This is a genomic window from Pseudomonas sp. RL, assembly GCF_000647775.1.
Classification (GTDB): Bacteria; Pseudomonadota; Gammaproteobacteria; order Pseudomonadales; family Pseudomonadaceae; genus Serpens; species Serpens flexibilis.
The window spans coordinates 1-12,810 of the sequence record NZ_JBOY01000091.1; the positions used below are offsets into that span (position 1 = coordinate 1).

The following is a 12,810-nucleotide window of genomic DNA, read 5'->3' on the forward strand; positions in this document are numbered from 1 at the left end:
GGTAATGCAGAGGAAGCGGCGGCGGCTTATCTATGTCCGTGCGTCGAGCTGCACAAAAGCCACAGCGGCCGCTGAAAGCGGCCATAGACGGGGCCTCTGGCCCCTCGGCAGGGCGAGCCCTGCCTACCCGAGAGCCTGCGAACTGGCAGGCTGCTGGGCACCATGGGCTGCAGCGGTGAGCACGTCGAGAGCCGTCCGCGCTGCGTCGATCTCTTCGGGCGTGTAGTCTGCTCGGCGCTCTCGCATGTAGTCGATGCGATGGCCGATGCCCTCGATCACTTGGTGAAGCTGCTCTTTGTCCAGTTGGACGGTGATGAGGCTGGTCATGGGCGGCGCTTCCATGGCTGGGGAGGTGGTAGTCTAGCCCCCCTGGCGACTGAAAGGCGCACTTAGAGTAATCCCTGCGGGATTACGTGCGCCCCCCTCCTCCTGAGGGGGGAGGAAGAGCAACAGCAGGAGCAACGGCAACGGTGGCGATCTTCCATCTCTCGATGAAGGCTCTCGGTCGGAAGGCTGGTCGGTCGGCTGTAGCCGCCGCGGCTTATCGCGCCGGCGAGTACCTGGTCGACGAGCGCTCGGGAGTCGTCCATGACTACCGTCGGAAGCGTTGCCACGCCTCGGGCGTTGTCTTGCCTGGCGGTGGGACTGCAGGGCGCGGAGAGTTCTGGAACGCCGTCGAGAAGCATCACAAGAGGGGCGATGCGATCACGGCTCGCGAGATCGAGGTTTCGCTTCCGCATGAGCTGTCGCTCGCAGGCATGCAGAAACTCGCCGCTGCCTACGCTGCCGAGCTCTCCGACAAGTACGGCGTCGGTGTGGATTGGGCGATTCATGCGCCGTCGCGCAAGGGCCCGGTCGAGTTCGATGAGGACGGGCCTGACCACCGGAACTGGCACGTGCACATCCTGCTCTCGGCTTGTGCAGTGTCAGGGGACGGCGAGCTCGGCAAGAAGGTCGAAGCCTTGGATCCGATCGCGTGCTCTCGGGCGAAAGGCGGGCCGAAGCCGAACCCGGCTGACGTCGAGCGGCCTCGATGGGCTGAGCTCGCGAACGCCGCTCTTGCAGCGGAGGGGCGCCGGGAGCGCATCGATCATCGGAGCCTCGCCGCTCAGCGAGAAGCTGTGCTCGATGTCATTGAAGCGGCGGCAGAGCAGGGGCTCGAGATCAGGCCTGCGCTGCTCGATCGTGCTGCCGCTTTGCATCGTGAGCCGGGCATGCACCTGGGGCCGGCTCGATGGGCTGCGCGCCGCCGGTCGAGCGACGAGGCTCCGGAAAAGGTGGAGCGAGAGGCTCAGATCTGGGCGGGCAACGCGAGCAAGATCCAGGCAGCCAGGCATCAGCTGCAGGCCTGGTGGGAAGAGTTGTGGGCGTGGTGGAAGGCTCGCCGTGTCAGTGAACAGGGCGCTGAGGATCGGCAAGGTTATGAGCCGGACTTGGGGCCGGCTCGCTCTGGCTCTGGCGGGCCTGTGCCCGGCATGGGCATGTGATCGCGGCGAAGCCTTTGCCCTGCAGCGTGAGTGAGTGCGCCCGGGGACAGGCTTTTCGCTTGAGATGGAGAGGCCAGGCACAAGCCCGGCCTCTCCCGTTGCCTCAGAGTAGGTCTTTCAACGTTTCGATCAGCTGATATAGCGTGACGAGCCACTTCATGCCTCCCAAGATGTTCGGGAGTGATTTCGTTAAGTCGGCGGTCATGGACAGCTTGAATTTAGTGCGCTTTGTGCTTATAATTATCTTCAGCATCATATTTAAAACTCCTTTGTCTTGATACCATAGGCGTCTCGCCTTGCGTTGACGGGATTGTCAACCTTCTAAGTTTAAATGGTCTGGCAGTGGAAGTCAAGAGAGAGAGAGCAAAAAGCCGCCTAACTGGCGGCTTTCTTTTTGCCTTTGTTCAGGTTCATCGGGGGCCTAACAGACGCTTGTACCAAGGCACGCGCTCGTGGCTCAGTAGACGCATTGCCGTGCGTAGGTCCTCGATCTGGGATCGCTGCTGCTGCATCAGCTGATCTTTCCAGGCGAGCTCAAGTTGTAGTCGAGCCACCTCGGCTTTCAGATCAGGACCTGCCGATGTGATTGAGGCCGGCTCACGCTGTGGCTCATGTGGTTCGGCTGACGGGAGGCGGCGGCTCAGCTCCTCCGCAGCTTCCGTAAAACAAACGATCGTTTTCTTTACGTCCTGACGCCCTAAGTCGCAGACCCCGGTTTCGGGTGGTTTGGCAGCAAGAAATCGCGTATAAGAATCAACGTACAGAAACGGTGCGTTTGATGATCATCGGCTACGCTCGAGTCAGCACCCAGGATCAGAACCGCGCCCTCCAGCTGGATGCGCTGAAGGCGGCCGGGTGCGAGCAGATCTTCCAAGAAGCCGCGACGGGCAAGTTCCGTGAGCGCCCCGAACTGACGGCCTGCCTACGATCGCTACGGCAGGGCGACACGCTCGTGGTCTGGAAACTGGATCGGCTGGCCCGGTCGCTGAAAGACCTGGTCGAGATGGTTCACGACCTCAACCAGCGCGGTGTGGGCTTCCGATCGCTCACGGAAGCGATCGACACCACCAGCACCGGCGGGCGACTGGTCTTCCATATCTTCGGAGCGCTGGCCGAGTTCGAGCACAACTTGATCCGTGAGCGCACCCTGGCTGGCCTAGCTGCAGCGCGAGCCCGCGGCCGGAAGGGTGGTCGCAAGCCGGTCTTGTCCAAGGCCGACATCAAGAAGGCGGCAGCGATGCTGACTGATCCCTCGATCACCAAGACGGAAGTGGCTAAGCACTTCGGCGTGAGCCGGGTGACCTTGAACGCAGCCCTTGTCAGGGATGCAGCTTCGTCTACTCTCCCGATCGGTAGGGGGCAGGTCTTATGAACACGTCTGCTCGTGAACAGCCTAGTAAGGTCGGCTCTTGAGTAGCTTCACTGAAATCCAGAAGGGGGATGTGCAGATGAATAGGATAGAGTTGATGGTAAAGGCGTGCGCTTGGTTTATTCTTTGTGCTGCTTCGTCTTCGGCGTTTGCTGGAGGGGTGCGTTCGTTCAGTGATCTGTCTGATTTCAGGTTTCCTTTATGGGGGTCCCTAGAGGCCGATGGAAAGTCTGAATCTCCAAAGGTCGAGAGGTTAACCAATCCTGCTAGACTTTATCCGCCAAGCTGCATATCACACCCTCTTCCAACCAGCCCATCTGGCCCTGGACTTGCTGGGCCCGGTTTGCTTAGGGACCTCTTAACTCGCTTGCCCGTAAATGCAACCTTGGCTTTGTGGCGTATACCATGCTCGTCTTCAAAGGCTGCCTTTGTTGTTACGATTGGAGCAGCTCAGGGGTCAGGCCTCATTGAGCTGCCTCGATTCGTCATCCGCCAGGACTCTAAAGAATGGACTTTGAGGCTGGCTCAAGAGCCAAATACTAGGCAGTCATTTGCCATTAATCAAATCGGTGGGTTTAATTTCACCTACGCCGTGGAGATTGGTGAGCCTCAATTCCTTTCGCAAGGGGCACCTGACCTAAATGGTTCATTCGAAGTATCTGCCGATTATGCGGGCGGGGTTCAGGTGCTTCCACTAACAAGGTTTGAGTCGTACCAAAGTGGTGCATATTCTAACGTTCCGACTTTGGTGCCTCTTAATGGGAGATTGACCGGCGCATACTTCCAGCCCGGCAGAGGTGGGGAAGGAATACTTTTAGAGGTGGCGGAAGCCGGCAGTACTAGCCTCGTTGTGGTGAGTTGGTACACGTTCGATGCTGAAGGCTTCCCCTTCTGGCTGGTCGGTTCTGCCGTATACACGCCCGGCGCTACGAGCGTGACGGTACAGTTGGCTGGAAAAGCGCGAGGTGGTTTTGGCGGCCAGTTCGATCCTGCGCAGCTTCAAGATCTGCCTTGGGGCACGATCACTCTGCGCTTCCCAAGCTGTAGCACTTTGAATTTCGACTTTGCATCGACTCACTCGACTCAGGGGCTTCCCGTAGGTTCGGGCAGTCGATCTTGGTCGCGGCTAACCTCGGTTAATGGGTTTGCCTGCGAGTGAATCTGATCTGACCGGAGCCCATCGGATACTGCCGATGCGATGCTGATCGGGTGTTATGTCCTGTTCCGTGCGTCGTGGCGTGGGGCTTGCTGATCGCAACGTCTTCCGCGAAGATCAAAACCGTCGTTTTGATGTATCGGGAGTGACGCGATGGCTGAGGGGATCCAGCTGGGGGCGCTGCGGGAGCTCTGCAGCGCTGGCGCCGTGCGGGAACTGCTGGCCGTGGCCGTCCGCGGGGGCGGCTTCGCGCTGCGTGCCCGATACGGGCTGATCGAGCGTACGTTGATGACTCAGCGCGGCCAGGTCCGAGTGTTCAGGTCGCTCGATTCGCTCGCCGAGCTCGCACGCTTCGAGCTCGGGATCGGCCGGCTCGCCGTCGAGCTCGCAGATCTGCAGCGGCGCGCATAAGCCTGCGGGCCGACGGTCGGTAAGAAATGTGTGGCTTCCGGGCAACTGATGAGACAAGATGTCGCCTGTTTGTCCCGGTGAGATCAGAGCCATGTCGCAAGCTTCTACAGTGGAGCCCCTTCCCTTGCTTCGTGAGGCGCGGCTGCGTTTCTCACAGCGCGATCTTGCCGATCGGCTCAAGGTGACAGCGAGGACTGTGGCGCGCTGGGAGCGTGGCGAGTCTGCGTGCCCGAGCTTGCTCGAGCCGGCGCTCAGGGAGATCTTGCGGGGTCCGGTGTTGGCGCAGCCCGCGAACGAAGGAAGGGCCTTCACCTTCATTGATCTTTTCGCCGGGATTGGTGGAATCCGGCTCGGTTTCGAGGCAGCTGGTGGTTCCTGCGTCTTTACGAGCGAATGGAACGACTGGTCTCAGAAGACCTACATCGAAAACTTTGGAAAGGACCACCTGCTGGTTGGTGACATCGTCCCTTACCCTGCTGAGGAGGTCCCGGACCACGACGTCTTGCTGGGCGGCTTCCCGTGCCAGCCTTTCAGCATCGCAGGCGTAAGCAAGAAGAACGCCCTCGGCCGGCCGCACGGGTTTGAGTGCACAACCCAAGGCACACTTTTCTTCGATGTCGCACGCATCATCGCGACCAAGCGGCCGAAGGCGTTCTTGCTTGAGAACGTGAAGAACCTGGTGTCGCATGACAAGGGCAACACCTTCCTCGAGATCATGCGTGTTCTCCGGGATGAGCTTGGCTATGAGGTTCATCACCGGGTCATCGACGGACAGAGGTTTGTCCCGCAGCATCGTGAGCGCATCATCATCGTCGGGTTCCGAGAGCCGACCGGGTTCTCATGGGAGGATCTCCGGTTTCCGCCCGAGAAGCGGACTCTGGCGTCGATCCTCCACCCGGAAGACGGCTCTGAGGATCCGGAAGAGCCCTATACGACGGGAGGCATGGCCAAAGTGCACAAGAAGTACATCCTCAGCGACAAGCTGTGGGCGTATCTTCAGGGCTATGCGGAAAAGCATCGCGCAGCGGGGAATGGCTTTGGCTTTGGTCTGGTCACTGAGAAGGACGTTTCCCGGACTCTTTCCGCCCGCTATTACAAGGATGGCTCCGAAATCTTGGTGTCTCGCGGCAAGGGGAAGAATCCTCGTCGACTCACGCCGCGTGAATGCGCGCGCCTGATGGGATTCCCGGACACCTTCAAGATTCCGGTGAGCGACACGCAGGCTTACAAGCAGTTTGGCAACAGCGTCGTCGTGCCGGTAATGGGCGAGGTCGCGCGCATCATGTTGCCGCACATTCTCGCTTTGCAGGAACAAGAGCGCTCAGGACAGCATGCGCTGGCCATGTAGGCATGACCGACATCGTCGATGCTGTTACGCGGAGCCGCATGATGAGCGGGATCCGTGGGGTGAACACGAAGCCGGAAAGGCACGTCAGGAGCTTGTTGCATCGCGAGGGTTTCCGGTTCCGGCTGCACGCTCGCGAGCTGCCGGGGCGGCCCGACATCGTCATGCCCCGCTATCGAGCCGTGATCTTCGTGCATGGCTGCTTCTGGCACGGGCATGCTTGCCACCTCTACCGGCTTCCGTCGACGCGACCAGAGTTCTGGTCAGCAAAGATCGAGCGGAACAAGCAGAATGACAAGGCCGCGATTGAGGCATTGCAAGCGTGTGGCTGGAGGGTCGCTACTGTGTGGGAATGCGCGCTCAAGGGGCGCCAGTCGTGCACTGATGTGATGATCCGCTCTATTCTTGGCGGCTGGCTCAGGGGTGAGTCTGAAGTTCTTGAGCTGACCGGAAGGGGAGATCAGGGGGATGCATGAAGCAAGGTCATCTGTCGGAATATTTCACTGGCGTGGCTATGAAACGGCTTTCGGCGGTCGAAGCAGACCTGTTTCGCAGCAATCAGCACGAGTTCAATGGCGTCGATCCGCTGAAGCGATTGTTCGGACAGGCAACTGAAAAGCAGACCTACCCTGCCCGCTTCATCTACCTCAATGATCACGACGACGATCCTGTTGTGACTGATGGTTACGTCACGTGGTACGACGCCAGGGAGAGACATCCAACCCGATCAGAACATCGGCTGTACTTCCCGACAACGACGGTCTCGGAATGTGCGGCAGTTGGAGATGTTCTGGTCATCGGGCGTCGCCCGGACGGTTCGGTTTTGGTGGTTGTCGCGGAGAACGGATCAACGATTGCCAATCAGATCCAGTGGCTGTTCGGAATCACTGATCTCGCACACCCTGGCTTCTCTATTCGCGAAGAGTTGGAGACTGAGCAGGATCGCCTTGAGTTCGCCTCTCGCTTGATCCTTGAATCTATCGGCGTACCGGTCGAGCCTCCGGCCGAAACGCATCTGGATGACATGCTTAGCCGCTTCGGCAGCAGGTTCCCAACGACAAGGCTGTTTTCAGAGTACGCCCGGTCTACTCTCAAGGATGTCTCAGCTCTCGATGGACCCGACGCTGCACTGATGGCCTGGATGGAGCGGGAAGAGATCCTGTTCAGGACACTGGAGCGTCACCTGATCGGTGATCGCCTGTCGAAGGGGTTCGATGGTGATGTAGAGAGCTTCATGGGCTTTTCGCTGTCCGTGCAGAACCGGCGCAAGAGTCGTGTGGGCTACGCTTTGGAGAATCACCTTGAGACGATTTTCCGGACCATGGACATCCGGTACGTCCGGACGGCAGTTACGGAAAACAGGGCAAAGCCTGACTTCCTTTTCCCCGGCAAGGCGGAGTACCACGACCCGTCGTTTGCGGCATCGCAGCTGACGATGCTTGGCGTCAAATCAACCTGCAAGGATCGCTGGCGCCAAGTGCTTGCCGAGGCGAACAGGATCGAAGAGAAGCACCTGCTCACCTTGGAAACCGCGATCAGTTCCAATCAGACTGACGAAATGCGGGCCAAGCGCCTGCAGTTAGTCTTGCCTCAGCCCCTGCACACAACTTACACCGGTGCTCAGAGGGAGTGGTTGATCGACGTTTCCACTTTTGTGGATCTCGTTGCTGAGCGGCAGAGGATAGCTAGCTAGCAATCAAGGTTGGCGATAGATAGCGCTCCCTAGTGCACATGCCGCTGTGCTGCTCCCTGCCGCGGTGCAGGCCCTGGAGCGTTGCAGTCCGGGTACTCGCGACGATTCCCGATCGGCCCCGGCACCATTCGCGGCAGCTCGGCCGCGATCGCATCGGCGTGCTGCGTCCACCAAGATATGCAGGTGCTGCAGGCGGCTTCCTGCGTTGGTCGATAGGCTGTGTGATGTCGCCGGTAGTCGCGGCGGTGCAGGCCCAGGCGCACCAGCCAGCGATCGCCCTGCACCGTCGGTGCCACCCGGGCGATCTCGCAGCCCTGCCACTCGAGCGAGAAGTGGCCGAGCTCGTGCCGCCAGGTGGGAGTGTTGTTCATCGCGCCATCGTCGCCATGCCCGGGCTCAGCTACTGAGACCTGGCATCAGCAACTCTCCTCCTTGGTAGCGTGCTGCGCTGGCCACAGCCGCCGCGAAGACTGTCGGGATGGCAACCGTTGGGTTGAAACCGCCCAGAACAGGCAATTGCGACAACTCGGATAGCACTGCAGCTGAAACAAGAAGACCCGCTTCCGCGGGTCTTCTTGGTTCTGGTTTTGCGGCGCCAACAGATGGCGCGGGAGCGTTCATTTGACTGTAGCTACGGGTCCTTGGTGTGCTGCCTAATATGTTGCGTGATCTGGAGGTTCTTTCGGTTTGCGCTATGTGGAGACCTTTGAGTGAATCTCCGAAATCACTTGAATCAGAAACGATGCGACTATCATGGCAAATCCGGAAACCAAGCTTATGTGATGGTTCCTGTTGAATGACAATGCTCTTTTGCTGAGCTGGTCAATCAGCATTCTCCGCTTCGCTTCGTGATCTGTGGATTGGCCTGAGTTCGTTGCGTTGCGCGAGACGGTTGCGCTCATTTTTAGCATCCTGCTGGCTTCTATCGATGGCCATGCAACCAAGATGCTGCCGATAGCGCCGAGAGACTGGGAGACAATTTGCTCTATTCCGCCAAGCATATTGTTTCTACTCTTCCGTCGGCGGTTGGAATAGATAGCTTGAGCGATATCTTCGAAATATTCTTGTCGCGTTTCTTGATAACGCTGTTGTACAGGCTTATGATTCGCTCAACCTGAGCGAACGTGGCGCCTCGCGGGGCGCTGAACGACTCCATTCGTGCGACTTGAGACTGCGGCATTTTTAGAACTTCGCTGGCCTCTTTTTGAGTCATCGAAAGGATGTCGGTCCTTATTTTTCTAACGGCTTTTGCAAAAGCCATTTGTGCGCGCATTTCTTCCGCAGCAGATAGTGCCTGCTCGTTTGCATGCAGAAGCTTGCGCAGCTCTTCATGCGTTTTGTTCGTCATCTTGCTCTCCTTAAGTCCAGCGAATCATGCTTGGCGCTGGATATGTTTAGTGCCTCTATGGTTTTTTAGGTCTTGCTAGTCTTTTCTGGTGGGGCGTGGTGTTTCTATAAAGATTTGACCGGGGGATTAGCCCCGGTCTGTATTTCAAGCTATATCTATTGCCAGAGCTGGTAGGCTTTGAGGATGGCTTGGTCCAGAGCATGAGCCGTTGTTCCTTTATGGATAAGAACAACAGTCAGGCAGTTTCGATGTGGACTCTCTTTGCAAATTAGGTGATAGCCTCCGATTCTGATCCACCAGAGTTTTGTTTGTGGATCTGGGGGATCATGGGTGTGCCTAGGTTTGGACAGGAATCCGTGGAATTCGTTCGTGATACCCGCCTCATCTACCAGTGTGTAGATTTCACCTGCGAGCCTGACGTCTGACACATCAGGGCTGTTAAGAAGGTCTTCCCAAGTTTGGGAGGCTTCGTCGTGCCAGCATATGTCCATCTCAATCACCTTTTTGATATAGACGACACACTTTTGCCTGAGAAAATATGAACAGAGCATGAACAAAGCGGGCGAGCTGGCCTGCCTATCGAGCGAGCAGTGGAAGCGCTCGTGCAGCCACGTAGTAGAGCGGCGCGCTGTCCATCGCGCGATCGTCGCCATGCCAGGGCTCAGCCGCTGAGACCGCACATCAGCAATTCTCCTACCCGACAGCGAGCTGTTCGCCGACTGTGCTGGCCACGGCCTGGAAGCAGACTGCCGGCATGAACTCAAAGCGCGCCGCCTTCCTCGACCAGCTGACCAGCGCCATCGACTCCGGCGACCGCCAAGCGGCGGCGATCCTGCCGATGTTCCGGCATTGGCTCATCGAGCTCGCACGGGACCCCGAAGCGGCAAAGCATGAACCCGGGAGCGCCGGCTACACCGCCCGGATGTTCGCGCTGCGAGCGCTGGACGAAGCCGCCGGCTGACGTGTTGGCCACGCTCGGCGGCTGCCCCACCCCGGAGGGCAGGGACCGCGAGCGAGGCATCGGAGCCCCTGCCATGGATTGGCGGGGGCTTCTTCTTGAGCGGCTGCTATCGTGCTGGCCACGGGTCGGGGAGTGCCGCCCTCGATGTGGCGGCTCCGGCCGCGATCCTTCCACGGGCTAGGCCAACCCCTGTTGGCCCGCAGGGAGCGCCGCCGGGCGGGTTGGCGGGCCGGCGTGCAAAGGCAGGCCATACGATTCTCGAGGCCTTCGCGGCATCTTTAGAGATCCAGAACAGATCCGACGGTTTGAGCGCGCCGCGCTCGATGCGCTCTCGGTCACTTGGATGTGCCCGCGTGATCGCTGCGCGTGGCTCACCAGCGCAGCGTTGTGTGTGGTCGTTCATCGTTCGAGCCTAGCACCCTGCCCTGCCCTGCCCTGCCCTGCCCTGCCCTGCGTCGGCGGCTCGGCTGCGGCTAAGAGAGTTGCTCTCGGGTCGGTGCGATATGCGCGCAATCTTGCTTGGGATTCGACACCGCATGCATGTGTGTTCTCGTCCGAATCCTTGCCGGTCAGCAGGTTGCGTGCGCGCTCTGCCGTCGCGACTGCTGTTCTGTGCCGTCACGCTGCCATCTTTCGGCTTTCGCGACGTCACGGATTGCCGCCTGCTTGCTTGACTCGTAGGCGCGCCTATGGCGTAGTTAAGTCGTTTTTGGATATTCAAAGAAGGTTCAAAGAATATGATAATCACCGTTGGAAACACGAAGGGCGGCGTCGGCAAGACGACGCTCGCGGTCAATCTTGCGATCGCTCGAGCCCTCGACGGCCGCGATGTCTGGCTGATCGATGGCGATCGTCAAGGCACCGCATCGAGCGCGATCGCGCTGCGTGGGCAGTCGGGGAAAGCGCCCGGCGTCGCGTGCGCTCAGTACACCGACGGCACCGCGCTACGGGGGCAGGTGCTTCAGCAGCGGAACAAATTTGACGACATCGTGATCGACGCGGGCGGCCGCGACTCGACTGCTCTGCGCGCCGCCCTGGTTCTGTCAGACGTGCTGCTCGTGCCGTTCGCGCCTAGGAGCTACGACGTGTGGGCGCTAGATGACATGGCAGCGCTTGTCGATGAAGTCCGCAGCGTGCGCGACGGTTTGCGCGCATTTGCGGTCTTGAATCTGGCGGATCCAGGCGCGGGCAGTGACAACGTGGAAGCGGAAGCGGCTGTGGCCGAGGTCAAGCAGTTCGAGTACCTCGAGACTCCGATCCGTCGGCGCAAAGCGTTCTCGAACGCCGGCGGCGCCGGGCTCTGCGTGCTCGAGATCATGCCCCGAGACTTCAAGGCGATCAGTGAGCTCAAGGCCCTGAAAGAAGCCGTTTTTGACATGCAAAGAACGTCTAAAGAAGATTGAAAGGATATTCAATGGCTATTCAAAAGCGACCAAAGCTTCCGCCTGAGGCTGCGAGCCTAGAGGCCACGGACTTCATCATGCGAGCGCCGGACGCGCCGAAGCCGGCTGAAGCGGCGGCGCCTCGCGTGCGGGTCGATGGGCACGACGAGCAGCCGTATGAGAAGGGGATCAAGAAGGGTAACAAGCGACAGATCTCGCTCACGATCGCGCCTGATCTCCTGCGCCGCGTCGATGAACTCGCTCGGCGGACTGGCCAGGGCCGCGCGGCGGTGATCAATCTCGCGATCTGGGCCGCGGTCGAGGGCAAGCAGTTCGGGCAGACAGACTGATATTCTTTGAATATCCAAACGATAGCCTTTGGATGTTCAAAGGCTATCGTTTGAACGTTATTTGGATATTCAAAAGCGGCGACTGGAACCTTGTGCAACGCGGGTTCAGCATGCGAAAAGCCGTTCCGCTCGCAAGTGCATGTTTCTGCAAGGGTTCGTGTGCAAGACGTTAGCGTACTGAGTACACGCTGCGCTAACTGATTGATCGGAAAGGGCTTCCGGCGGCCGGGGTGTTGCGCGGGCCGGGGCGTTTCGGTAATCTAGAAAGCAGAACGCCCGCGCAAGGCGGGCGTTCTTCTAACTAATTTCGCAGCTTCGATCTTGGCGGAGAGTCGCTGCGAACGCACTGAGGTGGTGAGAAGATGCTAACGCATCAGACTTACCGCCGCAACCTCTTGCAGCCTGAAAAAGGCTGGAGGCGGCGGCGATGCAGCAGCTAGATTCCCCGATCTTCGAGCCTCTGGGCGACGCCCAGGTCAGCAGCATTGTTCGTTGCCGCACGCCGGAGCCGCTGCTGCTGCCGAATGAGCTGCAGCAGCTGGTAGACAGCGGGACGATCGATCGCGCGGCGGCCGACGCTGAGGCGCGACTAAGGGCTGAGGCCGAGGCCGATTCCAGGGACGCCGAGCTTCAAGTACAAGCTCAGGAGCCTGAGCAGCTTTCCTCGACTACGTTACTGCAGGCTTGTGTCAGCGGCTTGCGGGGAATCGCTTGGCGCCGGCAGAGCCACGTGCGGTGGCCGAGGCTCATTGAACAAGCGATCCGACGAGTGCAGTTGGCTGCGCTTGATCCGCACTGCCCGACCGGCCTTCGCCTGTTTTCCCGCGAGACTCCGTTGCCAGGGCGCGCAAGGGACGGGCGCGGCCGGGACGAGCGCAAGCGCCAAGTGTATTCCGACGCCAGAGCGAACACTGCCAACGTCCTTGCCGTGATTTTGGGTTGGGCTGATATCGCCTCTGGGCTAGTAGCAGAGAAGCCAAGGACAGGCAGAGCAGGAGACTGGAAGCACAAGTCCTGGACGGACGTCGGTGCGATGGCGTTCGGCTTCCAAGACATCGAGGGCTGTCTATGCGTTGAAAAGCGCACCGCCCGTGCCGTCGATCGGCTCGAGGCTCTCGGCTTCATTGAAGTCACGCAGATACGCGAGCCGACCGCGGACCGCGCGACCTGGCGAAGCCGGACTGCGGTGAAGCGGGTTACCCAGCAGTTGTGGGCTGCCCTCGGTCTGATTAAAGAGTTTTTCTCTGTGCTGCATGCTCGGAAGCGAGAGCGTGCAGAGCAGCAGAAAGCTGCGCGGGAATCCGCGCA

13 protein-coding genes are annotated in these 12,810 nt (G+C 59.5%); 10 read left to right on the forward strand and 3 right to left on the reverse strand.

Translation table 11 applies throughout. The features are described from left to right. Positions 1–123: 123 nt before the first annotated feature. Positions 124–327 (reverse strand): hypothetical protein, encoded by a 204-nt coding sequence (locus AS93_RS0113880; protein WP_027591172.1) that lies wholly within the window; start codon positions 325–327, stop codon positions 124–126. Positions 328–470: 143 nt separating this feature from the next. Here AS93_RS0113880 and AS93_RS19975 point away from each other — a divergent pair, with 143 nt between their 5' ends. The 6 genes from AS93_RS19975 to AS93_RS0113920 all read left to right on the forward strand — a co-directional run bounded on the left by AS93_RS19975 (position 471) and on the right by AS93_RS0113920 (position 7,461). After that, on the forward strand, positions 471–1,487 hold the full coding sequence (locus AS93_RS19975) for a MobA/MobL family protein (RefSeq protein WP_051587484.1): 1,017 nt from the start codon (positions 471–473) through the stop codon (positions 1,485–1,487). Between the two features lie 778 nt (positions 1,488–2,265). Next, a complete protein-coding gene (locus AS93_RS0113895; RefSeq protein ID WP_027591173.1) occupies positions 2,266–2,859 on the forward strand; it encodes a recombinase family protein in 594 nt (197 codons plus the stop codon). Between the two features lie 1,306 nt (positions 2,860–4,165). Further along, positions 4,166–4,423, forward strand: a complete 258-nt coding sequence (locus AS93_RS0113900) for a hypothetical protein (protein WP_027591174.1) — start codon at positions 4,166–4,168, stop codon at positions 4,421–4,423. A 124-nt stretch (positions 4,424–4,547) separates the two neighbouring features. Next, on the forward strand, positions 4,548–5,771 hold the full coding sequence (gene dcm / locus AS93_RS19425; RefSeq protein WP_275451967.1) for a DNA (cytosine-5-)-methyltransferase: 1,224 nt from the start codon (positions 4,548–4,550) through the stop codon (positions 5,769–5,771). A 2-nt stretch (positions 5,772–5,773) separates the two neighbouring features. Then, positions 5,774–6,244: a very short patch repair endonuclease gene (locus AS93_RS0113915; protein WP_027591175.1), complete on the forward strand. Its 471-nt coding sequence runs from the start codon at positions 5,774–5,776 to the stop codon at positions 6,242–6,244. Continuing rightward, the gene (locus tag AS93_RS0113920; RefSeq protein ID WP_027591176.1) at positions 6,241–7,461 is read left to right on the forward strand and encodes a type II restriction endonuclease; all 1,221 of its coding nucleotides are present in this window, start codon (positions 6,241–6,243) and stop codon (positions 7,459–7,461) included. Before AS93_RS0113915 ends, AS93_RS0113920 begins: the two co-directional genes overlap by 4 nt. 29 nt (positions 7,462–7,490) lie before the next feature. On the opposite strand, the gene AS93_RS20645 is transcribed toward AS93_RS0113920, so the two are convergent. After that, entirely contained in the window at positions 7,491–7,832 is a 342-nt protein-coding gene (locus AS93_RS20645) for a hypothetical protein (RefSeq protein ID WP_155956151.1), read from the reverse strand. Between the two features lie 614 nt (positions 7,833–8,446). After that, positions 8,447–8,809, reverse strand: a complete 363-nt coding sequence (locus tag AS93_RS0113925; protein WP_027591177.1) for a hypothetical protein — start codon at positions 8,807–8,809, stop codon at positions 8,447–8,449. Between the two features lie 754 nt (positions 8,810–9,563). Between AS93_RS0113925 and AS93_RS0113930 the strand changes: the two genes are divergently transcribed. The 4 genes from AS93_RS0113930 to AS93_RS0113945 form a co-directional block, all read left to right on the forward strand. After that, a complete protein-coding gene (locus tag AS93_RS0113930) occupies positions 9,564–9,770 on the forward strand; it encodes a hypothetical protein (RefSeq protein ID WP_027591178.1) in 207 nt (68 codons plus the stop codon). A gap of 737 nt (positions 9,771–10,507) precedes the next feature. Continuing rightward, positions 10,508–11,173 (forward strand): AAA family ATPase, encoded by a 666-nt coding sequence (locus AS93_RS0113935; protein ID WP_027591179.1) that lies wholly within the window; start codon positions 10,508–10,510, stop codon positions 11,171–11,173. A gap of 11 nt (positions 11,174–11,184) precedes the next feature. After that, positions 11,185–11,502 (forward strand): ribbon-helix-helix protein, CopG family, encoded by a 318-nt coding sequence (locus tag AS93_RS0113940; protein ID WP_027591180.1) that lies wholly within the window; start codon positions 11,185–11,187, stop codon positions 11,500–11,502. A 427-nt stretch (positions 11,503–11,929) separates the two neighbouring features. Continuing rightward, positions 11,930–12,810 (forward strand): hypothetical protein (locus tag AS93_RS0113945; protein ID WP_027591181.1); only part of this gene is annotated, 881 nt, incomplete at its 3' end.